A 26,260-nucleotide genomic window follows, 5' to 3' on the forward strand; every position below is an offset into this window, starting at 1 on the left:
CTTACGCCTCCTCTACCGTCAGCTCGGCGAACTGCGTATCGTTCACATGTCTTCCGATATGAATATGGAATTGTCCTGGTTCAACGACAGGCGTGAGATCACGACCAATATATTGCAGCTGCTCCGCTCCAATATGGAAGGCTACCGTCTTCGTCTCTCCAGGTTCCAAAATCACTTTTTCAAACCCCTTCAGTTCTTTGGCTGGGCGTGCTACACGGCTGACCACGTCAGATACATACATCTGAATGACTTCTGCACCTCTGCAAGAACCCGTATTGGTGACTTCCACTGATACGGTGACAGTCTCGTCGGCCGTCATCGATTCTGTACTTAGCTTCGGCTCACTGTAATCAAAAGTAGTATAGCTAAGTCCATATCCGAATGGATAACGAGGCTCCAGATCCTCTTCCAAATAACGCTTGCCGCGTGAACGTTTGCCATTGTAGTAGATCGGTAATTGACCCACATGCTTCGGAATAGATATCGTCAGTTTGCCGGACGGATTCACTTCACCGAACAAGATGTCCGCAATGGCATGCCCACCCTCTTGGCCTGGGTACCATGCTTCCAGAATGGCATCGGCATGTTCATCCACCCAAGGCTCGGTGATCGGGCGACCGTTGATATAAACAATGACAAGTGTTTTGCCAAGCTTGTGAATCTCTTGAATCAGCTCCAGCTGGACTCCTGCAAGCCCAAGCGTCATGCGGTCAATGCCTTCTCCACACTCCATATCATTCCATGAGTTATCGGACACATTTGAAGCACCTGTCTTCAGATCGATCGTTCCTTCACCAAAATCACGGGCACTCGAGCCGCCAACGACCATGATGACCGTATCGGCCTGACGTGCAGTTTCTATTGCGTGCTCGAACCCTTCTCTTGAATCACCCTTGATGCGACATCCCGGTGCAAAGAGCACCTGATCACCAGCATTCGAATGTCCATCTGAGTCCTCCTCTTCTTGCCCACTCTCACTTATAGCAAGCTTACTGCGGATGCCATCCAGCACCGTAGCCACTTTGGACTTCGGTTGGGGGGAAGTATAATCGCCCAACTGGTTGTAGGCTTGGTCTGCATTAGGACCAATAACAGCAATTCGGCCCGCTGTTGCCGTCGACAGAGGTAACGTTGCAGCTTCATTTTTGAGCAAGACCACACCTTCTGCAGCCAATTGGCGTGCCAGTTGAATATGTTCTTCACTGCCAATGACTTCTGCCGCTCGATCGGCATCCACATAAGGCTGCTCGAATAATCCCAGCTTGAATTTCAGTGCCAGCACACGGCGGACAGCCTGATCCAGTACATGCATTTCAAGTTTGCCTTCCGAGATCGCTTGCACCAGATATTGTCCAAACATCTCACCGGACATTTCCATATCAATACCTGCCTGAATGGCCTGTACGGATGCTTCCAATCCATCTGACGCCACATCATGCCCACTTGCGAGCATGTTGATGGCACCGCAGTCCGTAATCACCAGACCGTCAAAGCCCCAATCTTTTCGCAGAACGTCATCCAGCAGCTCCGTATTAACCGTACACGGGATACCGTCGATTTCGTTATAAGCCGGCATAATGGATTGAGCGCCTGCTTCAACAGCTTTGCGGAACGGATACAGATCTACTTCCAGCAGCTCACGCCAGCCCATATGCACCGGTCCCGCATTGCGTCCACCTTCCGAGCTGCCATAACCGACAAAGTGTTTCAGTGTAGCCGCTACCGCTTCCTCTTGGTCCAAACGCTCGCCCTGAAGTCCTTGCACGGAAGCAACAGCTAGCTCACCAATAAGATACGGGTCTTCGCCAAAGCATTCCTCGGTACGCCCCCAGCGTGGATCACGTACAACATCCAGCACCGGAGAATACGTTACCGCACCACCTTGAGCACGCGTCTCGCGAGCGACCGCCCGGCACATGTCACGGTACAGATCCACATTCCAGGTACTTCCCAAGAGCAGGGGAACCGGATAGACCGTACCATCAATCGCCATATGTCCGTGCGAGCATTCCTCTCCGATCAGAATGGGAATCCCCAGTCTGGACTGCTCTACAGCATGACGCTGAATAAGGTTTACTGCTTCTGCCCCTTCTCTGGCAGACAGTCCATTTTCAAGCGTAACACCCGTCCATGGATCTGCACGAAGTGCACCGTACAGGGAGCCTACGCCCCCGTTTTCCACCTGCTGCTTAAAGGATTCATTCAGCGTAATGTTCCCCTGATCATTCGTATATGTCTGCCAACCAAAAGGCTGGATGAGCTGACCCGCCTTTTCTTCCGTCGTCATTAAGCTCAGCAGATGTTCTACTCGCTCTTCTACGGATTTGCTTTTGTCCTTATATATCATCATCCTTCAACGCCTCCACCCTATAGAAGTGATTCGGTTACTCTTTGACAGCTCCGACCGTCAGACCTTGTACAAAGTAACGCTGGAAGAACGGATATGCGAAAATAATCGGCAACGTGGCGAGAACCACCATGGCCATCCGTGAAGTATCCTGCGGGATGGATTGCATCGCCGCCAGACTCATCGAGCTGTTCGCCGAGTTCTGCTGGATGAACTGGATGCTGGACTCGATCCGCATCAGCATCGATTGCAGCGGTACGAGGTTGGGATTATCGATATATAACAGTGCATTGAACCAATCGTTCCAATAACCGAGCGTACTGAACAATCCGATTGTCGCAAGCCCTGGCAGCGATAATGGAATGACAATTTTCATAAACGTATAGAATTCTCCGGCTCCATCAATTTTCGCGGATTCAATGACTGCATCCGGCACACTGGTTGAATAGAACGTACGCAGGATCATGATATAGAAGGCATTCATTGCAAGCGGCAGAACCAGTGCCCATATGCTATCTTTTAAATGAAGAAGTTGGGATACGACCATATAGGTCGGAATCATCCCGCCGTTGAACAACATGGTCAGAATGGCAAATATGGAGAAAAATCTCCGATAACGGAAACTCTTGCGGGAAATTGCATAAGCATACAGCGACATTAGAATCAGACTGATGATGGTACCCAGCACCGTCACGAGAATGGTTACCCCATAAGCACGCAGCAGCGTGTCTCCACTCTGCCACACAAACTGATAGGCTGCGAGACTCCATTCCTTCGGAATCAGTCGATACCCGTCACGGGCCAGTGCTTTCTCGTCCGTGAACGAGATGATCACTACAAACACGAAAGGAAATACACAGATTAAAGCGAATAGTCCGGCCAAAATATTCATAATGACATTCCAGCCATTGGATACATGATGGAAGTCGCGTTTTTTTACGATTTGAGCCACAGTGGTTCACTCCTTTCTCTTATCCTAGAATAGGCTGCTATCTTTATCGATTTTGCGTACTACGTAGTTGGAAATGATAACGAGCACAAAGCCTACAACGGATTGATACAATCCGGCAGCGGTACTCATGCCAATCTCACCACTTGTTTTCAAGCCACGATACACATACGTATCAATAACATTGGTAACGGCATACAACGTACCCGAATCCCTTGGAACCTGATAGAAGAGACCGAAGTCGGCATAGAAGATGCGACCCACAGCCAGTAACGTCATAATAATAATGATCGGTGAGAGCAAAGGAATCGTAATGTTGCGAATCTGCTGCCACTTATTGGCTCCATCGATCATGGCTGCCTCATACAGCGACCGATCAATCCCCAGAATGGAAGCGAGATAGACAATGCTGTTGTACCCGATCGTTTTCCACAGAGCTACGAACACCAGGATATACGGCCAATACTTCGCTTCCGAATACCACTGAATCGGTTCCACACCGAACCACCCAATAATCTGGTTCAACATCCCCCGGTCCATGCTCAGGAAGCTGAACGCGAAGTAACCGACAATAACCCAGGAGAGGAAATACGGCAGGAACATACCTGTTTGATACAATTTGGCCAATCGTTTATTGACCAGCTCCGAGAGCAGAATCGCCAAACCTACAGCGAATACCAGCCCCAGAAATATAATCGCAAGGTTATAAAAAAGCGTGTTTCGAGTAATGAGCCAAGCATCGTTGGTGCTGAACAGGAATTTAAAGTTATCCCAACCCACCCATTCGCTCTTCATCAGACTGGCCCAGAAGCCTTCGCGGCTGAAACGATATTGTTTGAATGCGGCTACTGTACCCACCAATGGCAAGTAGGAGAAGAAGAAGAACCAGATGGCGCCTGGCAGCACCATGAACAGCATGACTCGGTTTCTAATCAGATTTTTCAAAAATGCGGTCATATGGAGATCCTCCTTCAGGCTTGAATGAAAAAGGATCGGGCGCAACAAGCAGCGGCCCGATCCCTGAATTTACCCTTACTTATTTGCCGCTCTCCAGGCATCAAGCTGGGTTTGGGCTTCAGCCATCACTTTTTCAAGTCCGGCTTGATTGAACTTCTCAATCACTTGCTCCAAATTGTTCTCTGGGTCCAGCGTACCTGTCATCAATGCGGCCCAGTATTGCTCTTTGACATTCTGCACTGCTGTCAGTTCCGACGACACTTTGCTGGAGTCAAAGTTAAAGCTCAGAATTGGGGAATTTACACCCTCTGCATTAAATTTCTTGAACTCATCCCATTTGTTATCCGGGTCATTGTTGTTCAGATACAACAACATGTTGTTACCGAGGGAGTAAGAAGGCATATCATAGTTCTTGGATTCAGCCAGATTTTCCATGTGCGTGTCATCCACTTTTTTGTAGTGAACGCCCTCAATACCGGAATCAACCATATTGCGCAGCACTGGATCTGTATTCAACAGGTTCAGGAACTCCATTGCTTTCTCCGGATATTCAGAGTTGGCCGAGATAGCCATGATCGAACCTTGTACAGACGTGTTGGTGATGATCGCGTCACTAGCTGGTGTGGAAACTACCGGATATCCGTAGCTTGCTGACCATTGGTTGTCCGCGAGCGGTTGTGTCTGTGCACGATCCAGGAACCAGTTGCCTGATGTGGTCAGGTCATTGGTGGAGCCTGTTGTTGCTGCCTCTGGTGATACATAACCAGCTTTGTAGTATTTGCTCATCGTTTTGAGTGCTGCTTTCATTTCCGGAGTATCCAGAATGTTCACGATCTTGTAATCCGTCGTATCCAGTTTGATTGCCATTGGCAAGTTCTGAATGACGTAGTCGTAAGGCACATAAGGAACGAAGTTTTTATCCATTCCAAATGGAGTCACGCTTGGCTCATTTTCCTTGATCGTTTTGAGCAAAGGCTCCAGACTGTCCAACGTACGGATATTGGAGATGTCCATTTTGTATTTATCAAGCAGCGTTTTGTTGAAACGCCATACCTCTTGTTGAGGCAGCTCTTTGTTGGCCGGAATACCGTAATTGTGTCCGTCTACTTTCGAACCGCTCAGGAATGCAGGATCAATCGTTTTAATAAGGTCCTGACCATATTTAGGGAGCAAATCATCAAGCTCAAGGAATGCGCCCTTTCTAGCATTTTGAACATAATCGAATCCGCCTGAAGAGGTGAACAGGATGTCCATTGGCTCACCGGATGCTACGTTAACTTGCATCTTTTGCGGATAGTCACCCCAGTCAACCATTTTCATTGTAACTGTGGCATTGATTTTTTCTTTCGTGTACTTGCTGACTTCTTCCATCACTTTATTAACATCTTTCTGAGGGGTACCAATGGTGTACCAGATCAGCTCGACAGGAGCCTCTCCTGCTTCCCCTGATTCTGAAGCATCCTTGCTTCCTCCACAGGCGCTAAGAACGAGTGTAACCGCCATCAACAATGCAAGAACGAGAGAAAAACTTTTTCTTTGTTTACTCATTTCCTTGATCCTCCCTTTTCGTGTTCCCTTTAGCTGTACAAACTAACTGCTTTAACCTTATCGAATGAAAGCATTTTCAAAAAGAAGATAAACTTAATATTTCGAGGTACAAATTAAAGAGAAATCAGTACCGATTCATGAATTTGTACCGATTTGAATAAATCGCTTACATCAAAAAGACATGCTGAGTAACATTTGGCACCAACTCCATTGCATGCCCTCCTGTCCCCAGAATGTCTCATTTAGTTCAGTCCACTGGTCCAATCGGTGATCCACTGTAAATTATCCAAAAACCTTAAAATCGGTTGGTGAAATTCCCACATACTTGCGGAACTGTTTATAGAAATATCCGGTTTCCCAGTACCCCACATTCCTTGCGATCTCATGCACTTTCAGATTCGAATTGCGCAGCTGTTCCTTGGCACGTTCGATCCGGTATTTATTGATATATTCGGCAAAAGTCTCCCCCGTCTCCTTGTGGAACAGTTGTCCCAAATATACCGGATGAAGATGATAGTGAGCACCCAGCAGCTTCAGGGAAAGCTCTTCTGCGTAATGTTTGTCAATATGTTGAAGCACCTGGTTGACGATTGGATTCTTTAAATCCTGAAGCAGAGACTGTATCGTCTCTGTCCCCACCTGCTGCAACGCCTGAACAAGTTCATCAAACGTTCCACTGTCCAGTACAAGGCGAAGTCCACGTTGGTAAATAGCCGATTCATCCGAATGTTTGATGCCCTCCAATTCCATCTTGAAGCGAATGACCACTTCCAGTGCGATGTTCTGCAACTCAGCCGGAGTAATCCCGTCGCGGAGCTGTTCAAAATCGACCCGAATTCGCTCCGCAAGCAGCTCTGCATTACGGGATAGAATAAGCTTCGCGTACTCCTTCCAATCGATCGAGAAGGAAGAGGCGGAGCTTCCCCCCTTCTCCAATAGGGCATGATCGATCACTTTAAGGTCAGGATAGATCATCACATACTGGAGCGCCTTTTTTGCCTCCTGATAGCTTGCAGGCGCATGGTGAAGTCCACGCATCAGACTTCCTGCCCCAATCAGAACAGCAGGATGTGTCTCACATAGCGCAGCCGATAATGCCTGAAGGCACTCCATAAATTTCTTTTTCTCGTCCTCGCCTGCATGCACATTGGCAACGATGACGATATCTCCATCAATGTCATGAAATACGTTCACATAGGACTTTTCCTTGAGCATACCCTCCACTCGCTCGAACATACCGGATACTTCCCCTTTAGTGCGCAGTATGGCTACTGCAACATCGGGCGCATCCAGCGAAAGGTTCAAGAACTGTGCCCGTTCCTCGAATTCCGCGGCCGCAATCTGCCCCGTCAGCCATCGGTGAAGGATGTTGTCTTTCAGAATCTGAACACCATAAGCATCATCCGTTTGAGGTGACAACGCATGGTCCAGCTTGGAGGCTGTATTGCGAAGCGTGGATTCCAGCTCTTCCACATTGATCGGTTTGAGCAGGTAATTTTCGATGCCCAGCTGCATGCCCTCTTTCAAATATTCAAACTCATTGAAACCACTTAAAATAATCACCTTGATGTCAGGCTGCAATTGCCTTGCTTCCCGAATCAGATCCAGACCATTCATGAATGGCATGGATATATCCGTGATCAGAATGTCCACAGGCTGCGCAGACAAGGCGTTTAATGCGGCCTGTCCATTGCCGGCATGGCTTACAATTTCCATATCAAACGACGACCAATCCAAAATATCGTACAATCCTTCAATGATGAACGGTTCATCATCCACAATAAATACCTTGTACATATTAAATACCTGTCCCTTCTGTATGAGGATAACGTACCCTGATCAGGGTTCCTTCTCCGAGTGTACTTTCTATCGTGATGCCGAATTCCGGTCCATACAGAAAACGCAAACGAGTGTGAACGCTGCGCAGTCCGAACATTTTACCCGACTCTTCCGGACGTTCCAGTTCTTCTACAATTTCAGTCAGCCGCTCAGGCTCAATGCCTTTGCCGTTATCTCTGACCTCTACCTGCAAAGCGTCGCCCAGTTCTTCAACAACGATTGTTAATTGATTATCCGAACGTTCTGTCTGAATGCCGTGCACCACATAGTTCTCAATAATCGGCTGCAGGGATAGCTTGACCACCGGATGCTGGTTATGCGCAGGGTCCAACTGAATCGTGTACATGAAAATATCCTTATACCGGATTCGGAACAATTCCAGATATAAACGGCAAGCTTCCATCTCGTCCTTGAGCGTATAATTTTTCTTCTGTTGAACAAGGCTCTTGAATAACACGGACAAACTGTAGATCATCTCGCCAACATCCTTCGCCCCCTGCGAAATCGCCCTCATTCGGATGACCTCCAGCGTGTTATAGAGAAAGTGAGGATTAATCCGTGCCTGGAGAGCGACCAGCTCTGTCTCCTTTTGTTTGATCTCGGCTTTGTAGACGCGTTCGATATATTGATTAAGTTCATCCAGCATATCGTTGAAACTGTGCGAGATCTGTCCGAGCTCATCATCACGGGCATCATCGATGCGTGCTGTCAGGTTGCCGTATTTCACCCTTTGGGTAAAACGAATGATTCTGCGAGTGCGTTTGGCAAAATTAATGATGAAAAACGCCGGAACCAGCACCGCAAACAGGATACATATGATGCTAATCGAAACGATTGTATTGCGTGTACCCGCATAAGCCTCAGCCATCTCATCGACAGGAACCGTGCCAACGACCACATATCCCTGATCCGCCGAGACAAACTTGTTCACATACATATTTCGCTCCTTTTTCATCGAATCCATATCCGTCTGATCAAACAGGGAATCGGCCACATTGATATACGGGTACTTCTTGCCGTAATAGTTACTGTTGGAATCGAACAATACCGTACCCTTGGCTGACAGCACCACAATTTCTCCCTTGAGATTACTTTCATAACTATCCAAAGCGTTGCCAATACCTGCTGAGTCAAAGAATACAAGGAATTGACCCAAATTTCGAAGGGTCTGTGTATCGTTAATAGGCACACGAATCGCATACAGCGCAGGGTCCCATTGATCAATTTCTTTACGAATCCAATAGTTTGGTGCGCTGATATTCGGTGTCTCCATCGCCATCACGTCAGGAATATAGGAATGAGCCACATTGGTGTTCAGCTTTCTGAACTGCTTATGTTGATTGAAGCTGGACAGATCCTGTCGCTCAGCACTATATAACATCACTTGATTGATATCCGAATTGCGATCCATGATATTCTGAAAATGTTTCAGTACATCAGCTGAATAATCATCCTGATTCGCATAATAGCCATTCGTCAGATGCTGTACATACTCGGCGTACGTGTGATTCATCAGGTAGGTGATATTGGCTGATAAGGCCTCATTCTGATGCATATCTCTCACCATGTTTTGCACCGATTCATACTGCTGATGAATATATCGGTCAACACTCTCCATAGCCGCTTTCTGGATCGCCAGCTCTCGGCGAATCGTGGCATCGGACACTGACAGGAAAATGATATAGGACAAGGTAATAATCGTTACAATCGAAATCATGGAGAAGATGAACAGCATCTTCATAAACATATTATTTTTAAAGAAATTTTTGTAAACGCTAACAATTCTCAAGTCACATGTTCCCCCCGATGCTGTTTTCCTGTCTAAAGTATATCATCTGCCTTCTGACATTAACTTGTCACCTGGAACTTTTCTTTAGTTTATACCTGTGTTTCTTTAATTTCGCCCTATTTGAAAATGCTTTCATGCCCTATCGTTAACCATAAGTTTATTTTTGTGTAAAAGAATACCTTACTTTCTTATTCGACTTGAAGGAGGAACAGCATGACACGCAAACACAAACCCAAAGGCCTTATCCCCAAAGTAACCGCAATGGTTCTCACTTCGGCTCTACTTGGACAAGTCATTGCCACATCCGTTTATGCCGGAGACACGCTCCCTTATACAGGTGATAGCGCCAAGGGAGTAAACCAGCCTTACCAGCATGGCTACACCGCTGCCCAGATTCTGAATTGGACACCCGAAAGTGATATCCATGGTGATCTGCTTCGTGCTCATGTACCTTTGCAGCCACGTAACGATGCCTTTGCGGCCACGCAGGCTTATCCCGAACTCAGCCCGGACACCCAGCTCTTTACGATGAGTGGCGATTATGGCAATTCATTCTTTGGCAGCACTCCTTACACCAATGAATTCAGCGAATACCTCTTTAATTATTGGCAGTACACAGACTATTACAGCTATTGGCATGGTATGGCTTCTGCTGGCGTGCCTGAGGAATTGTATGACCCCAATAAGGAATGGACGGAAAAGTACTTTGAGTTTGGCATTTTGAACATTCCGAATCCAGCGTACACCAATGCTGCACACAAAAACGGTGTCCGTTCCATCGCCAACATCTTCTTCTCAGACAATGATCGTGGACCACAAACCTACAAGCAGATGCTTGTGCAGGATGAAGAAGGGAATTTCCCTGTCGCTGCAAAGCTGGTCGAGATGGCAAAGTATTATAATTACGACGGATACTTCTTCAATCAGGAAGAGGTTGCCAAAGGCGTTGCGCCTGAAGACATCGCTTCCTACAAGAAATTCATGAAGTATTTAAGAGACGAAGGACTATATGTTCAGTGGTATGACTCCACCATCAATACAACGGGCAAAATTCAATACCAAAACCAGTTTAACGGACTCAACAGTCCTTTTGTGCAAGATTCTGCATTAGGCAGAGTCTCCGATTCGATCTTCCTGAATTACGTGTGGAACCATGACATGCTGCGAGATTCGCGTGATCATGCCCTAGATTTGGGTCTTGATCCACTGGAAACGGTATTTGCCGGTGTCGAAGGTGGAAATGACCAGTTTGGTCGTTGGAAGCAGCTCTACGATCTGCGTAACAATCTGGACGAGAACGGTCAGCCTATGAACAGTATTGCAACGCTTGGTGCTGACTTTACCCACAATGCCCTGGATGAAGAAATGGGCGATGGCAGCACGAATCATAGAGCCGAAGATGAGTACCAATGGATGACCTTTGTGCGTGACCGCGCTTGGTGGTCAGGTCCGAATCAGGACCCAACCAACGCACGCCGTACGGCATCCGTCGATCTGTCCGATGTATATGCTTCTGGTGCAAAGTGGGACGGCATCGCCGCTTACCTCACCGAACGCTCCGTTATTCATGGCTCCAATTTTGTGACCAACTTCAATACAGGCCACGGTCTGAAATATTATGAGGGCGGAACCGTCTCCAATGCAACCGAATGGTCCAATATTAATATTCAGGATATCCCGGTCACCTGGCAGTGGTGGATGGATAGTCAAGGTGACAAACTCACTGTTGACTTTGACTATGGTCCAACCTATGAAAAAGGTTCTCGTTATACGTATGATTCCGTTGGTGCGTTCACTGGCGGCAGTTCTCTTGTCGTGAACGGAAGTCTAAATGCGGACAATTTCCTTCGTCTGTACAAGACGGATCTGTCGATCAACGCCCAATCCAAACTGGAACTCACCTATAACAAACCGTCTGTCAACGACGCTTCCTCCATGTATATCGGACTGATCTTCGAGGATGAACCGACCAAAGTGGTCAAAGTCAAAGTGCCCAATTCAGGTCAGCACACGTCAGGCTGGAAGACCACTTCACTCGATCTGAGTGCATACCAAGGGAAGACTGTTGCAGCTTTTGGTCTATCCTTCGACCCTAACGGCACTACGATTGAAAAATATCAGATGAACATTGGTGAGATTCGTATATCCGACGGTTCTGCCGCCAAACCGAATGCTCCAACGGGATTCCATATTACCAAAGCACTGACCAACACCGATGAGTTGGTTGTCGAATGGGATATCGAGGACTATTCGAAGGTTAAGCAATATAATCTGTATGAGAACGGCGCTTATGTCGGCGGCGTGTATGACTCCACATTTTATATTAAAACGCTCAAACATCCCGCTGGCGAACTGTCCATTCGTGCTGTAGGCGCAGATGGTACCGAGAGTGAAGCAACCGTCCTGTCCTATGATCTGAATGCAGCTGTTCAGGACATTGATGTGAAATTCAAGAACAATGGCGATGCTATTGTCCGTTGGAAAAACCCGAAGAAGAACCAAGGTAAAGATCCGATTCAGCTTACACTCCAAACGGAGTACACGAAGGAACCTTTCACCAAGACACTTCAGGTCAAAAAAGGAAAACAGTCTGCCATTCTGACAGGCCTTCCGACCAATGGTGAACATTACGTCCTGGATATTGCCATTGGCAAACAGAATCCAGTCACAACGACCGGACAACTGGCAGATACTCAGATTACACCATATGCCAAGGAAAAGGTGACGGTAAAGGATGGAAAGTACACCCTCGCATTGCCTGATTTGGAGGATTGGTACAAAATCTATGTCTATGAAAATGAGGTGGCACGCGAATTCGGAGTAACTTACGTTTCACAGAAATTCCCTTATATCATTCGGGGCAGAACGAAGCTGAGCGAACTGACATTCACGCCTGCGTCCAGCACCAGCTCCCTGAAGCTCGTTATCGAAGATTATGCCGGCAATAAAGCAACGACAATTCTGCGATAAAAGGTCACAAGGTTAAACCGACTTCTAGGCGCCGAGAAAACAATAGAAAAATCCAGCCCTTTCGCTTCCCTACAGGAAGTCGGAAGGGCCTAATTTATGTTTGGCACTACCCTTGAACTTTCTGCTGTTCCAACAAATAAAATATATAATCGGTTGGCACACCGCTATAACCTTGCTGTCTCAACATCGCGGTCACATTGCCCCGGTGATACGTCCCGTGGTTGACAACATGCTGTAGAATGTCGGAAAAACGTGTTTCCATTTTACCGTATTTCGGATGCTCGATTGTCATTTTTTTGTCCGGGTCAGGCGTATGCCGTAGTAAATCGCGGAAACGTTCGGCAACGCTGCCAAACAGCTCCCGCATCTCATTCACGGTTTTGCCCTGTGCTTCCTCTGTCCAGCCTGAGATTTTCGGGAAAATCTCCTCGTTCGGAACTTCCGCGAGCACGAGCATATAGAGCTGTTCAAACAAGTACATATGTGCACATGTTTGTGCTAAGGATGGGAACACGCTCGTCACTTCCGCATGGAATACTTCCTTCGGGAGTTGCTCCAGGTGTGCAAACAATCGATCGTTTGCCCAAACATGATAGTCATACAGTCGGTATGGTTGTTGAAGCATCGATAAATTCACCTTTCCCTTCTTCGCATGGTTTGGCGCTTGGCTTCCTTAGAATTGACTCAATCGTATAATAAGTTCGCTGACAGCTGTTGTCAGCGAACTTCCATCCAGAAATTCAATCCGCATCGTTTTCATAATGTTTGGCGATACCGTATGCCATTTCCTGAATCCGCTGCTTCAACTCCAGTGGTTCGCGGATGCGAATGCCCGTGCCGAAGGTCATGAGATATGTCGGAAGGTACTTGTTCATCGTCGGAGCATCGATCAGAAACCGTGCCTCCCGATCGGTTCGTTCCGTCAAATAGTGGCGCAGATGCCAGTGGCCGCAAACCGCATTAAGCGTGTCAGGCTGTCCCTCAATACGGATTACCGTCAACGGTCCATCTGCCTCCCGTCTCTGGTTGGACTGCTCACAGAAAAACGCGGACGCAGAGAAAGTCTCCGGCTTGTCAAACCTAACTTCGGTTGTCTCCAGTCGTTCGATTCGTTCGACGCGAAACGTCCGCATTGCCTGCGACCGATGGCAGAACGCGACAGCGTACCATTCGTTTCGGTCATACGCTAGCCCATATGGATCGACTTCACGTTCGTAAGCCTGCTCCGCATTCGCTTTCCGATAGAAGATACGGACCGTTCGCCCGTCATTCGTCGCTTGTTCCAACTCCCGCAACAACGGAACGACTGAAGGCGGACGCGCTGAAGAGACCACGTCCAAGCTGCTCTGCTTGCGTGACAGATCGTGGCGCTGCTCCTCGTGCAGTCCATTCTCCACCTTCTTCAGCGCGTACTCCAGCTCTTGCACATAAGGATAGCCAGCACCTTGGGCAAATTTAAACGCATCCACAAGCGCCTTCAACTCTACAGCGTTAAAGAACAATGGCGTTTCCTTGAAATTTTCCAGAATATGAATACCACCATCATGGCCCGATTCCGCAACGACCGGCACGCCACTTGCGCATAATGCGTCGATATATCGATACACAGTGCGGACGCTAATCTCCAAACTGTCCGCGATCTGAGCGGCGGTGAGCTTTCTTCCGGATCTCAGCATCCAAAGCATGGACAGCATGTTATCCCATTTTGCCATCGGGAGTCCCTCTTTTCTTTGAAAGAATAAAAGGCAAGTCTCCTTTGATTTAGGTGACTCGCCTTTTAGGTGTATATTATGAATTGTTATGAAGTTCCCTTTTGTTTGCTTGCTTGCATCTGCTGGGCAAACCTCATCATCTCTTCGAACTCTTCTTCGGATACGGCATCGCCGTCGGCACCTATGTCTTGTACAATCGGAATTTCGGGTTTGGCTTTGGTTCCTTTGCCGTATGTACGGGAACGGGTTCCAGCTGCACCAGCAGCCTGTTTGCCTTTGACCTTGGCTTGGTCTCGAATGTATTGTACCGCCTTCTCATAGGAATTCACCTGCTTGAGCAGCATGTTGGAGGCAATAGCCTCAACGAAGTTACGGTTAATTCTTTGCTCGCCGCCGGATACAAGCAATGCCATCAAGTAATGAATCAGTACATTGATTACTTCACCTGGCAGCTTGTAGCTGAGGTCGATCTTCTCAAAAATGTCCACCAGGTTGTCCGGCACGGCACCAGGGAAGAACGTCTGAAGCAATCGTGTGTAGGGCTCATTACGCAGCATCATATTATATTGATGAATATCACACTTGGTCGAAAATTGCGGAGGCACTTCGACGTAATATTCCATCTGTACCACATGTTCAACAGGCGGTTCACCGGAATCCTCTTTCCGTTCAGGCTCCTCCATATGCTGTCTGAGAGCAACAACCTTCGCTGCCTGTACCGTCTGCTGCTCATGTCGCTTCTTGGTCTGTCTGAACTGCAGGCTTGCCTTGTGTTGAAGGTCATCCAGCACAAGCTGGCCTTGTGAGTTAAAGATATCATCTTCATCCAGCAAACGACATACATCCTGTACGCTGAGATTGAATTTGTTCACGACATAATTCACAATGCCGAGCTGTTCGTGATCGAACCGCAATTGCTCCACATGACGGCGATTGACCGACTCACGCGGAAAACGCAATATAATGTCGGCATAATTCAGACTGTTCTCTTCAACTGCTCCATTGATCCCGCTGCGCTGAGCCGAAGTCGACACTTCCGACAACGCCTGCTCCAGTTCATAATCGATGACATGCGTATTCAATTCAAATATATCGTAAAAAGGAACGGAAATATTCTCTTTATTCGCTGCCGGGTAAGGCGCATCACCGCTCTCTATCGCCGAAAAACCGGAACGCAGTGAGAGTACGGCGAACTTGCCAATTTTGTCACGAAGCAGCAGTGTCAAATGCTGTGTACGGAAAAATTCTGCCGGAGAGAGCGGAGGCTGCAGCTCATATTCATAAATGTAGTCGTCATTTTCCGGAATATACAGCCGTGAAGTCTGAAGCAAACCAACGGCTTCAAGCTTGGATGCCTGCTCCACCAAATACTTGCGCCCTTTCTCGCTGGGCTCAAGTCCCAGCGTCATGAACAGCCTCCGTTGCTGTTCAAGCGGCGAGTAACCGACCTGTTCACCGGGAAGATGCTGAAACAGCAATCGATACAAGCCTATCGCAAAGGCACCTACCATTGGCTGATACGCTCCGGTGAGCATGCGGTCATCCAGGGCACTAAGTCCAAACTCCCTGTATACGCAATAGCGATGATGTTCAGTATAATGGTGCAAATTCTTCATGCGCATAGCTTGATCTCCTTCTCCCCAAAAGTATGTTTATCTATTCTATCATAAATGTCCGATCCTCAAATGCTCAAAAACAGGTAAAAAACGGACCTGTTCTCGCTCCGTTTCGTCCTAGGTCGACAGCATTCACGTTTTCGTAGAGTTGCTAGATTACTATAAAAGCTACAGCCATAGAACACAAGTGAACATATGGAGAAAATGTTATACACATATATATGAGACATGTCCGAATGATCATGCACATTTTTGGGATGCATGCCAAAAAGCCTTCCCTTTGCACTCGTAAGCGTTTACGACAAAGGCAAGACCTTTATGGAAAATGCAGTACAGCGTTTGCTGCCATTTGGGTAGCTGATTAAAACATTTTGTACCCACCCAGGCGAAGTTTGCGAATGGCCCAGCCACTGATGACCGCTCCAGCAAGTCCAGCTACGCCCGTCATATAGTCTACAATATGGAAAGAACCCAGATGCGACATCAGCGATGCCGTATGATCCCATAAGGAATACACGACGACAGGCAGAATGACAATAATGAACAGATAGGAAGGAAACCAGGTTGTCTTCATCAGCATATTCAGAATGAAACCGATACCAAACATCATAACGAAAAATAACACCATCAATACCAGCACAGGTATAAACTGCATCGGGTGACGTTCACCTCTTCTTTCACTGAATCGGTTTCTCTTACTACGGATAGTAGATAGTGTACCGCAAAAAATGTGGCGAAGCAACGAACTTTCTGGACAAATTTCCCTATATTCACCTTCTCTTCATTTGCCCTTCTGCTTCCTGTTGGGATACAATGAAGACGATAAAGTACTCAACCGTCCCTTACCGGGATTTGGAAATATAACCTGCAGGAGGAATCAATTCAATGAACGAAGCCGCATCAACATTGGAGGGCTGGTACGCCCTGCATGACTTCCGCTCGATTAACTGGGCCGCCTGGAAAGCAGCCGATGATGAGGAACGCGCCGTAGCCCTGGACGAGCTTCAGGCGTTCTGGAAGGAATGGAAAGCAGTAGAGGATTCATCCAAAGGAAGCACTGTCGTATATACCGTTGTGGGACAGAAGGCTGACCTTGTCATGATGCACTTGCGTGAAACGCTGGAAGATCTGAAGGCTGTTGAGAACGCGTTCAACAAAACGATGTTTGCCCAATACACCACCAAATCATATTCTTATGTCAGTGTAGTGGAACTGAGCAATTATCTTGGCAAAGAGGGCGAAGACCCTATGCAGAACCCGGAAATCATCGCTCGTCTCAAACCGGTCCTGCCACAGCGGCAATATATCTGCTTCTACCCAATGAACAAAAAACGTGAGCTGAACGATAACTGGTACATGCTGTCGATGGACGAACGCCGTACGATGATGCGCAGCCACGGCATGATTGGCCGCAGTTACGCTGGCAAAGTGAAACAAATCATTACCGGTTCCGTTGGTTTCGATGACTGGGAATGGGGCGTTACGTTGTTTGCGGATGATGCACTTCAGTTCAAGAAGCTCGTTTACGAGATGCGCTTTGACGAAGTCAGTGCCCGTTATGGCGAATTCGGCTCGTTCTATGTGGGAAGTCTGCTGAACGAAGCAACATTGGAAGATATGCTCAAGCTGTAAATTGGATAAATCACAAAAAGCACCGCGACACCTCCATTAAGGATAGGGTCAGTGGTGCTTTTACTTTTTCGAATGAATATGAAATGTTCAATCATAAATGGATGACTCGGGTTCTTTTGAATAAACGTGATTGCTTAATCCTGATCCTCTTCATCAACCGCTTTCAGAGACTCCAAAAACTCAGCTGTTGCCCGGTCACGGTCACGTCCCTTCTCCTTAAGCCGCTCAATAGCAGGCAAAATGAGAATATCAACTTCCTTCTGAACGATATAAGCCAGATCATACTGATCCTGTTCCTCCAGATAACCGCCAACCTGCATCAGGGCGTTGTACCGATCCAGTTCTTCGCGTGTGAGTAGTCCTCTGACCTGAACACTGCAATGTCTCATCCAAAAAACCGCCCTTTCTTCAGTACCAAGGGAATGCCACCGATGATAAACAAGTACCGGAGATCCACCAGCTTTTTCAGCTGAGCCGCCTTCCATCCCTTGTATTTCTTGCCGCCTACGACAGCGATAGCTTCGCCTTTCCCCAGTGACGCAACTGTACCTTTACTTGTAAACACAAAAGGCTGTGGCTGCTTTTTACGGATGGCAGCGACAACGTTTTTGGCGCAGTTAACACCTTGCTGCATCGCGATCTGAGCTGTAGGTGGATATGGGCGCCCTTCGTTGTTGAACACCAGTGAATTGTCACCGATGACATAGACATGCTCATGCCCTGGGGCACGAAGGAATTCATCAACCTTCACCCGTCCACGCATCACTTCAAGGCCTGCCTGCTCAAGCAGGGCATTTCCCCGAATACCGCCGGTCCATACGACCGTTGCTGCATCGATTTTTTCTCCTTCGCCCACAATGACTCCGTCTGGCAGACATTGCTTGATCGGAACACCGATTTTGAAAGTAACACCTTTTTTCTTCAGCACGTTCATTGCATGCTCAACCAGTTCCGGATCAAAGCCCGGCAGAGCTGAAGGCGCTGCTTCCACATTATAGATGTGCACATTTTTGGGATTCACGTCGAATTCCTTGCATAGCTGAGGAATGCGATCCGCAAGTTCAGCCACGAATTCGACACCACTGAAACCAGCCCCACCCACAACAAAACGAATGCGGTTACGTTTATTATCGTTTTTGTACATGGCAAACTGATATTCGATATGCTCGCGAATCATTCTGACCGAGTTAATGCTGCGAATTGTCATGGCATGATCGAGCATGCCTGGAATACCGAAGGTCTCCGGTTCTCCACCCAATCCAATAATCAGATAATCATAAGATAACGTGCCATCCTCCAGAATAATCTTCCGATCCTGCAGGCGGATCTCCTTCACCGAAGATTTGACCAGATCAATCTTGAACTCGTCAATCAGCTTCGAAATCGGGACCCTTGCATGTTCAATGGTATCTGTGCCGGCAGCCGGCATATGTAGATGTGTAGTGATATAATGATAATCATGCCGGTTCACCAATGTGACATCGGCCTCGTTATAGTTCAATTCCTTCTGCAGCCGCTGGGCTGTCAGAATCCCGCCATAGCCCGCGCCGAGGATGACGATTTTGGGAATACTGCTCATGTCTATACCCCTTCCGGTTTCATTGCATCAGCCATTCGATTGTTTTGTTGTAAATAGGCTCTTATTTACCCATATTGATGAGGTCTTATCCATTATGACGACAAATGTTAACTTCGCGAATTTATTTGAACTTTTTGCATGCAAGTTATCGATTAAAATTGTGAAATTATACACAAGATTCAACAAAACGCGGGTATTGTCTTCACATTACAAATTGAGGCTAAATTAGACAAAAAAACACATAGTACAGGTCAAGGATATCTGTATTTCTGGCAAAGATCAAGGTTTTTTTTGTTATTTTTCATAACCTTTCATTTCCAATTTCATCCTATTCTCACCTGATCTTCATCTATTGTTCCCACATTCATCAAACTGCCAACTTTGCAACCCAGTTTACACCGTTTATAATGAAAAAGACAGTTCAGCAACAAACGCTGGTTACGATACGTACCCGGCTTTATTATTTCTGTTACCTACCTATTAAAATAAGAAAGGTGTTGTTGATTCTTGACTGCACAAACTGCCGGTCATGACATGACCGATTTACTTATTATTGGTGGCGGCCCTGCGGGTCTGTTCGCCGCGTTTTACGGAGGGATGCGTCAGGCATCTGTTACGCTGGTTGAAAGTATGCCACAACTTGGTGGACAACTTGCCGCCCTCTATCCCGAAAAATTCATCTATGATGTAGCCGGGTTCCCAAAAGTTACTGCTCAGGAGCTGGTGAATAATCTGGTGGAGCAAATGAGCCATTTTAACCCGAACATCCGTCTTGAGGAAAAGGTTGTATCGGTTGAGAAATTAGAAGAACGTCACTTCGTCGTTAAAACTGATGTGAATGAATATCACGCCAAAGCCGTAATTATCACTGCAGGTGTGGGTGCATTTGAACCCCGTCGTCTGGAGCTTGAGGGTGCGGCCAAATTCGAAAAAACCAATCTGCACTACTTCATCAGTGACCTGAACGCCTTTGCCGGCAAAAAAGTACTGATCAGCGGTGGCGGTGACTCCGCTGTAGACTGGGCGCTTATGCTCGAGCCGATCGCTGAGCAAGTAACCCTGATCCATCGCCGCGACAAATTCCGCGCGCATGAGCACAGTGTCGAAAACCTGATGAATTCCAAGGTAAACATCGTTACACCTACCGAAATTACGGAACTTCACGGTGAAGACAGCATTACCAAGGTTACTTTGGCTCACGTCAAAACGAAGGAAACACAGGAAATTGAAGTCGATGATGTAATCGTCAATTTCGGCTTTGTCTCTTCCCTGGGACCTATCGCAGAATGGGGCATCGAAATTGATAGCAATTCCATCGTAGTCGATTCCCGCATGGAAACTTCCATTCCGGGTATCTATGCTGCCGGAGATATTACAACTTATCCAGGCAAGCTGAAGCTGATTGCTGTCGGATTTGGTGAAGCACCAACCGCAGTTAACAATGCCAAGGTTTACTTCGACCCAGACGCCAAGTTGTCCCCGGGACACAGCAGTAACATGAAGCGCTAATTCCTTATGGAATGATATAGAACATAAAAGACACAAAAAAGGGTATCTTACTCCTGAATGAATTCAATATCAGGAGGGATACCCTTGTCTTATATATGCCCGCTGTGTAACGGTCTGGTTGTACCGGAGCAGGCTTGTCCCCACTGCCTTCAGGGACTGTCAGAATGCGGCAAATTGGACGATTACACCGGACCGTACAGCCCCTACGTCATTCACACTTCCTCTGACATGGCAGACGAAGCCGAAAACGTTTGCAATCATATGATGTACTGTCACCAATGTCAGACAAGCACGCTATGGCCTGTCAATCTATGGGACATGTCCGGAAACCTGTAACATTGCCTGCAATGAGGATCTCTAGTGAAGAATGGCAGATACGTCGGTACCCAGTTTGCGCTTATGGATTTCTGCCAACAGCAGTGCGATGAAATCTCGTTCGAGATTCAACTCAATCGCCTTATGGTAGGAATCCAACAACATCTCATCGGATAACATAGCCATTTCCCGCCACAACCTTTCCTTTTTTTTCCTCAAAACTATCATATCAGAGATTTATAAAGAGAACAAGCGTTCTTGTTATCCACAATGTCATGTGGAAATCCTGTGTATAGTTTGTTGATAAATGGTAAAAATGTTGATTGATCAACGTGGATAGTGTGGACAGTATTTATACACAGGACCGCAGCCTATCGAACAGAACGATTATCAGAGCATTTTTTTTAGAATAAATTCATAGTTTCAAGAGTTGATGCGAGTAAATTACCCTTAATTGTTAAAATTCAAACGTTTTTCATTCTAGTTTCCTACTATATTAGTATCGGATTTTCTTTGGATTTTTTTAGATTTTTGAACCATTTTCATTGCGGTCTGGTGTTCACTTCCAAAATCCATATTTTCCCTGAATAATCCAGTCCATAATCGAAACCAAGCTGCCCCACACCCGGGAACTGACGTTCCATGATATTCGTACAGGTGAGTGTCAGTGAACGCATCTCGCGACGTTTATGTTTTCCTGAAATATGAGGTAGGGACAGAGCGAGCGCTCTCCTACCGGACAGCATCGTTCCTCCTTTGCTAAGATTGGTCACGACCAGCCCTGGACGAGCGAGCCGTCCCACCATAGAACGGAATACCCAGCCTCTTTCCGTCTTGACGACTTTGACTCTGTAATCGACAGGTCTGCCTTGAATGGTCGCCAAATGAATGCCTTGCTGAATCAGGTATCTCCGTCTGGCTTTTACACGGATTAGGGAGCGGTACATCTGATTAAACTGAGTAAAAGAACGGGTTATTTTCATATGGGTGTACCGATAGGTTCCTCCGCTTGCTGATACTCTAATGACACCGTAACCACCACCACCGACAACAGGTTTGATATACACCATTCCATGATGACTAAGCATGTTTAGCAGATTCCCCGAGTTGAACGCCTTCGTCTGTGGAATGTGGACAGCAGCTACCGGGTATTTCAACAGCGCCGCTGTCTTCAGCCATTTGCTTGCAAGCTGTCTCGACATGGGTTGATCTCCTTTCGTGAACAATAGTCCTTCCTTATACATACTCAACAGAAGCCGTGCTTTCTTGGATGTCTGTCCAAGGCTGGGGCCCCTTTTCCGTTGATATAGTCCATCAGCTTGGTTCAAGGCCGGAACAGGCGCCTGGTTTGCTTTTCAAACGCATCAATCTATCGTATGCTACTAAGGAATGGTTTGGAGAGGCTTAAATATGAGGATCTAAGGAGCGTTCAGAAGACATGGAATCATTTTTTAAATCACTGTACGGCGTAGCCTATTTTGCAATTTCTATCGTTCTGGTAGCCATTACGGTACTTCTATTCGTTACAGGTATTCGACTGTTTATGAAGAAAAGCAATCGCGGTTTTGCTGTAAGTTGTATTCTGTTTGCTTGTTTTATCGTCTTCATCATTGTGGTCATGCTGACCACGCCCTTCTCCTCGACGCCTCCGGGTTCACCGGAAGCCATGGCTGCCTTGCTGAAAATCGGGTAGATTAACCTCTGTAGAAGGAGATTCTTATGACACATAACGAAATACTCGGAATTATCGATATCGGCTCCAATTCCATTCGTCTGGTTATTTATGAACTCGATCAGGATGGAGCCTACCGTATCATTCATGAAGACAAATATGCCGCTCGTCTAAGCAATGTGGTTGAACAAGACGGAACCATCCTGCGACATTCACTGGACAAGGCCATTACGATTTTGCGACAATTCAGGGCTACTTGCGAAGCTTATCAAACCAAGCTTATCCGCGCTGCAGCGACGGCTGCCATTCGGAATGCAGGCAATGCTCCAGAAATTATAGGTTGGTTGGAAGCTGAAACGGGACTTACTATCGAATGTGTATCCGGTGATCAGGAAGCCTATTACGGTTTCCTTGGTGTCACCCAATCGATTGATCTCGCGGATGGTTATGTCGTGGATATTGGCGGCGGCAGTACCGAGATCACTGTATTCCGTAATCGAACAAGACTGCACAGCATCTCTCTGCCTATCGGTGCGGTTAACTCACATGCCCGTTATGGTGGGGAAGATCAGTGGACTGAAGCAAATGCGGCTGCGCTATGTAATGAAGTTATACAGGCATTGAGCGGTCTGGATTGGATCAGACAACATCCCGGACTACCTCTTATTGGACTTGGGGGCACCATGCGTACACTGGCCAAAATTGAGCAGAAGAGAACGCAATACTCATTACCGGTTACGCATCATTATGAAATCGGTGCAGAAGAGATGGAAAATATTGCTCGTTCTTTGCCACATCTAACCTCGGCACAGCGCAAGAAAGTACCCGGACTGGCTAAGGATCGTGCCGACATTATTGTTCCAGGTGTACTCATATTGCGGACGGTCTTCCGAATCATCCAGGGGGATCGTTATGTCGTGAGCGGAGCGGGATTACGGGATGGTTTGCTAAGGGATCTCCTGGCTGAAGGTAAGCCGGTCGTGCCAGATGCGCTGCGGGACAGCATTCGCAACTTCATTCATTTTGGCCCACCCATTCCGGAGAAACGCCTGAATCGGATTCACCATGATGCGCTCACCCTGTATACTGCCCTGCAAGGTAGTGCTCCCGATCCAGCAGATGCCCGGATTCTGTACACGGTCTCCATGCTGCACATGGCTGGAAAACAGATTAACTACTTCCGGTATCCCCAGCACTCGGCCTATTGGATCATGAATGCAAGCATCTACGGACTATCTCACCGGGAGACCATCCTGAGTGCCATTGCAGCCGATTATCATCCCAAAAAAAGAACGCCCCAGCTGCTGCATAAGCACAGGGACATTCTCAAGGATTCGGACGAACGGCATGCCCATCGCTTAGGCTCTCTGCTGCGCGTGACTGAAGCGATTAATCGTTCTGAAAGTATTACCGCTATAAAGGCAACAAAAGAAAACGACTCGCTGCAGATGCAATTCATCTGTACAGCCGAGCCGTTACTGGAACTCAGTGGCCTTGACGATGCCGTCAAGGATTTACAGGAAGCTTGGGGAGTTACGTTAACGCACTCCATTCAGCAGGCTTCCAAGGGATAATGCCCATCGCCTCCGTCTGACTTCTCAGCGGGGGCTTTTCATTTTGTACAAAAACATAATTGCCGCCAGGCATGAGCTCTCTGGCCTTCACATTATCCATGAGCGACAGATTCAATATGTCGACCAGCATCTTTTTCAGCTCCGGATCAAACACGGGACACATCAGTTCTATTCTTCGCTTCAAATTCCGGGTCATCCAGTCTGCGCTGGACAGATACACATCCGGGTTCCCGCTATTTTCAAAATAAAACAGTCTGGAGTGTTCCAGAAACCGATCCACGATGCTGATCACCCGAATATTCTCACTAAGTCCCTCTACCCCCGGACGCAAGCAGCATACACCGCGCACGATCAGATCGATCTGCACTCCAGCTTGAGATGCCAGATACAATTCATCAATGATATCCTGATGGGATAAGGAATTGATTTTGGCAATAATTCTGGACGGTCTTCCCTTGAAGGCATGTTCCCTTTCCCGACGAATGAGCGCGAACAGTTCATCCTTCATGCCGTCAGGGGCGACGCGGAATGCCTGCAACGCTTTGGGTCCTGAATATCCGGTAATCTCATTAAACAATTCCGATGCGTCCTCACCAATGATGGGATTGGAGGTAAACAGTCCTACATCGGTGTACACTTTGGCTGTACTTTCATTATAGTTACCTGTTCCAACATGCACGTACCTTCTCAGACCACTCTGTTCCCTGCGTACGACGAGAATAATCTTGGCATGGGTCTTTAAGCCGACCAATCCATATACGACATGACAACCTGCCTTCTCCAGCGTGCGGGCCCATGCAATATTCCGCTCTTCATCAAATCTGGCTTTTAATTCAACAACAACCGTTACCTGTTTGCCGCTCTCGGCTGCATGAGCCAGTGCAGGGATCAGACGGGAATCCCCATTCACCCGATATAACGTCATTTTGATCGCCATCACGCGTGGATCTTCCGAAGCTTCCACAATAAAGTCCGTTACCGGTTCGAACGATTCGTATGGATGATGCACGAGCACGTCCCGTTTACGCAGCAGTTCGAAGTGACTTTCCCGAGGAAGAAACTCCAGTGGATACACAGGCTGCACCGGACTATATTTCAGATGAGAGAAGCCATCCAAACTATCTACAAACCCGGCCAGAAAGCTCAAATCCAGCGGTCCATCGATCTCGTACACAGGGTCTTGAATATCGAACTCTTCCTGCAGCTCCAGCAACGCATCCGGGCGAAAATCCTTGCAAATTTCCAGTCGTACTGGTGCTCCCCGGCGTCTGCGCCGCAGCTCCTTCTCGATCGCCTCAAGTAAATCCTCGGCTTCTTCTTCATTAATGGAAAGATCCGCATTGCGGGTCACCCTGAATTCCTGAACAGCCAGCGGCACATATCCGCTGAATAAGGTATGAATATGATGTTTGATGAGATCTTCGATCAAAATGAACGTTTTCTTTTTACTATTCGCCCTTAAAGGCACCTGAACCACGCGCGGCAGATTAGAGGGAACCTGAACAATAGCCAAAAATGGCTCGCCCTCCTGCTCTTCTTCCTTCTGCAGCATCACGGAAAGATATACAGACTTATTGTGTACCAGTGGGAATGGCCGGCTCGAATCGATCGCCATCGGTGTTAATACCGGAAAAATGATATCATGAAAATACTGGTCCATTGCTCGCTGTTGCGTCATATTCAGATCGGTATATTCCTGAAAATGCACGCCTTTCTTGGCGAGAAGACGAATGAGCTCCCGATAGGTTTTATATTGCTCGGCGACCATGGTCCCCGTTCGTTTAATCAATCTGCGGTACAACCCGGAAGGGGTGTAGCCCGTAAAATCCTTTTGCGTAAATCCAGCCTTGATCTTCTCTTTCGTCTCCGCTACCCTTACACTTACGAACTCGTCCAGATTACTGGCAACAATACCAAGAAACCTCATGCGTTCCAGCAGAGGTGTCGTTGGATCTTGAGCCTCCTGGAGCACACGACGATTGAATTCCACCCAACTTAAATCACGGTTAACGTAGTTACCTGTTTTGACATCTCTATGCATGTATGGCCTCCGAATTTGTTACATATCTATTCTTGGTTAGATAAATTGAACTAAAGAGTATTTACACTTTCCACTCCGATGACAGAACAACCTTCCGATCGCTGTTATCCCCAGATTTTTTTATTTCCTTTTTCAATGGAGAAAATCCGGGGATAAAGGCGAACGCTTTGCTTCTACAGGTTTTTTCTGTCCTCTCCGTTCTCGTGTAAAT

The 26,260-nt window shown here is 47.3% G+C and carries 21 protein-coding genes; 6 read left to right on the forward strand and 15 right to left on the reverse strand.

Going from position 1 to position 26,260, the window contains the following annotated elements; all coding sequences use genetic code 11:
• Position 1: 1 nt before the first annotated feature.
• The 6 genes from MKY42_RS27015 to MKY42_RS27040 form a co-directional block, all read right to left on the reverse strand.
• Positions 2–2,350 (reverse strand): glycoside hydrolase family 3 N-terminal domain-containing protein, encoded by a 2,349-nt coding sequence (locus tag MKY42_RS27015; RefSeq protein ID WP_339846088.1) that lies wholly within the window; start codon positions 2,348–2,350, stop codon positions 2–4.
• A 34-nt stretch (positions 2,351–2,384) separates the two neighbouring features.
• Complete coding sequence (locus MKY42_RS27020; RefSeq protein ID WP_205525065.1) at positions 2,385–3,239, reverse strand: carbohydrate ABC transporter permease; 855 nt, start codon at positions 3,237–3,239, stop codon at positions 2,385–2,387.
• Between the two features lie 84 nt (positions 3,240–3,323).
• A complete protein-coding gene (locus tag MKY42_RS27025; RefSeq protein WP_076290895.1) occupies positions 3,324–4,253 on the reverse strand; it encodes an ABC transporter permease subunit in 930 nt (309 codons plus the stop codon).
• A gap of 75 nt (positions 4,254–4,328) precedes the next feature.
• Complete coding sequence (locus tag MKY42_RS27030; protein ID WP_076290896.1) at positions 4,329–5,801, reverse strand: ABC transporter substrate-binding protein; 1,473 nt, start codon at positions 5,799–5,801, stop codon at positions 4,329–4,331.
• A gap of 282 nt (positions 5,802–6,083) precedes the next feature.
• Entirely contained in the window at positions 6,084–7,598 is a 1,515-nt protein-coding gene (locus tag MKY42_RS27035) for a response regulator transcription factor (RefSeq protein WP_339846090.1), read from the reverse strand.
• 1 nt (position 7,599) lies between these two features.
• Complete coding sequence (locus MKY42_RS27040; RefSeq protein ID WP_339853122.1) at positions 7,600–9,387, reverse strand: sensor histidine kinase; 1,788 nt, start codon at positions 9,385–9,387, stop codon at positions 7,600–7,602.
• Between the two features lie 255 nt (positions 9,388–9,642).
• On the opposite strand from MKY42_RS27040, the gene MKY42_RS27045 reads away from it, so the two are divergent.
• A complete protein-coding gene (locus tag MKY42_RS27045; RefSeq protein WP_339846093.1) occupies positions 9,643–12,399 on the forward strand; it encodes an endo-beta-N-acetylglucosaminidase in 2,757 nt (918 codons plus the stop codon).
• 106 nt (positions 12,400–12,505) lie between these two features.
• Here the strand turns inward: MKY42_RS27045 and MKY42_RS27050 are convergent, their stop codons facing one another.
• From MKY42_RS27050 to MKY42_RS27065, 4 genes are all read right to left on the reverse strand, one after another.
• A complete protein-coding gene (locus MKY42_RS27050) occupies positions 12,506–13,024 on the reverse strand; it encodes a DinB family protein (RefSeq protein ID WP_179263079.1) in 519 nt (172 codons plus the stop codon).
• 115 nt (positions 13,025–13,139) lie between these two features.
• Positions 13,140–14,111, reverse strand: a complete 972-nt coding sequence (locus MKY42_RS27055) for a YafY family protein (protein WP_179263077.1) — start codon at positions 14,109–14,111, stop codon at positions 13,140–13,142.
• A gap of 86 nt (positions 14,112–14,197) precedes the next feature.
• On the reverse strand, positions 14,198–15,733 hold the full coding sequence (locus MKY42_RS27060; protein WP_090904510.1) for a helicase DnaB: 1,536 nt from the start codon (positions 15,731–15,733) through the stop codon (positions 14,198–14,200).
• Positions 15,734–16,088: 355 nt separating this feature from the next.
• Positions 16,089–16,382 carry a YuiB family protein gene (locus MKY42_RS27065; RefSeq protein WP_053783239.1) on the reverse strand — a complete coding sequence of 98 codons (294 nt, stop codon included), beginning with the start codon at positions 16,380–16,382 and terminating at the stop codon, positions 16,089–16,091.
• Between the two features lie 230 nt (positions 16,383–16,612).
• Between MKY42_RS27065 and hemQ the strand changes: the two genes are divergently transcribed.
• Positions 16,613–17,359, forward strand: coding sequence for a hydrogen peroxide-dependent heme synthase (hemQ, locus tag MKY42_RS27070; RefSeq protein WP_090904511.1), 747 nt, complete (start codon positions 16,613–16,615; stop codon positions 17,357–17,359).
• 134 nt (positions 17,360–17,493) lie between these two features.
• Here the strand turns inward: hemQ and MKY42_RS27075 are convergent, their stop codons facing one another.
• Complete coding sequence (locus MKY42_RS27075; RefSeq protein ID WP_024632648.1) at positions 17,494–17,748, reverse strand: hypothetical protein; 255 nt, start codon at positions 17,746–17,748, stop codon at positions 17,494–17,496.
• Positions 17,745–18,938 (reverse strand): NAD(P)/FAD-dependent oxidoreductase, encoded by a 1,194-nt coding sequence (locus MKY42_RS27080; RefSeq protein WP_090904512.1) that lies wholly within the window; start codon positions 18,936–18,938, stop codon positions 17,745–17,747. The genes MKY42_RS27075 and MKY42_RS27080 overlap by 4 nt, the downstream gene beginning before the upstream one ends.
• A 507-nt stretch (positions 18,939–19,445) precedes the next feature.
• Between MKY42_RS27080 and MKY42_RS27085 the strand changes: the two genes are divergently transcribed.
• Together MKY42_RS27085 and MKY42_RS27090 are read left to right on the forward strand one after the other, a co-directional pair.
• A complete protein-coding gene (locus tag MKY42_RS27085) occupies positions 19,446–20,447 on the forward strand; it encodes an NAD(P)/FAD-dependent oxidoreductase (RefSeq protein ID WP_024632650.1) in 1,002 nt (333 codons plus the stop codon).
• Positions 20,448–20,531: 84 nt separating this feature from the next.
• A complete protein-coding gene (locus MKY42_RS27090; RefSeq protein ID WP_143067092.1) occupies positions 20,532–20,783 on the forward strand; it encodes a hypothetical protein in 252 nt (83 codons plus the stop codon).
• A gap of 21 nt (positions 20,784–20,804) precedes the next feature.
• On the opposite strand, the gene MKY42_RS27095 is transcribed toward MKY42_RS27090, so the two are convergent.
• Together MKY42_RS27095 and MKY42_RS27100 are read right to left on the reverse strand one after the other, a co-directional pair.
• Positions 20,805–20,948 (reverse strand): sporulation histidine kinase inhibitor Sda, encoded by a 144-nt coding sequence (locus MKY42_RS27095; RefSeq protein WP_017692430.1) that lies wholly within the window; start codon positions 20,946–20,948, stop codon positions 20,805–20,807.
• A 356-nt stretch (positions 20,949–21,304) separates the two neighbouring features.
• On the reverse strand, positions 21,305–21,964 hold the full coding sequence (locus MKY42_RS27100) for a YheC/YheD family protein (RefSeq protein ID WP_090904513.1): 660 nt from the start codon (positions 21,962–21,964) through the stop codon (positions 21,305–21,307).
• Between the two features lie 236 nt (positions 21,965–22,200).
• On the opposite strand from MKY42_RS27100, the gene MKY42_RS27105 reads away from it, so the two are divergent.
• The gene (locus MKY42_RS27105) at positions 22,201–22,455 is read left to right on the forward strand and encodes a hypothetical protein (protein WP_090904514.1); all 255 of its coding nucleotides are present in this window, start codon (positions 22,201–22,203) and stop codon (positions 22,453–22,455) included.
• Between the two features lie 26 nt (positions 22,456–22,481).
• Positions 22,482–24,008, forward strand: coding sequence for a Ppx/GppA phosphatase family protein (locus tag MKY42_RS27110; protein WP_090904515.1), 1,527 nt, complete (start codon positions 22,482–22,484; stop codon positions 24,006–24,008).
• Here the strand turns inward: MKY42_RS27110 and ppk1 are convergent.
• Positions 23,968–26,049 (reverse strand): polyphosphate kinase 1, encoded by a 2,082-nt coding sequence (ppk1, locus tag MKY42_RS27115; protein WP_090904516.1) that lies wholly within the window; start codon positions 26,047–26,049, stop codon positions 23,968–23,970. The two genes, MKY42_RS27110 and ppk1, sit on opposite strands and share 41 nt — an antisense overlap.
• Between the last annotated feature and the right edge of the window lie 211 nt (positions 26,050–26,260).

The sequence above is a fragment of the Paenibacillus sp. FSL W7-1088 genome (assembly GCF_037969855.1).
Lineage (GTDB): Bacteria > Bacillota > Bacilli > Paenibacillales > Paenibacillaceae > Paenibacillus.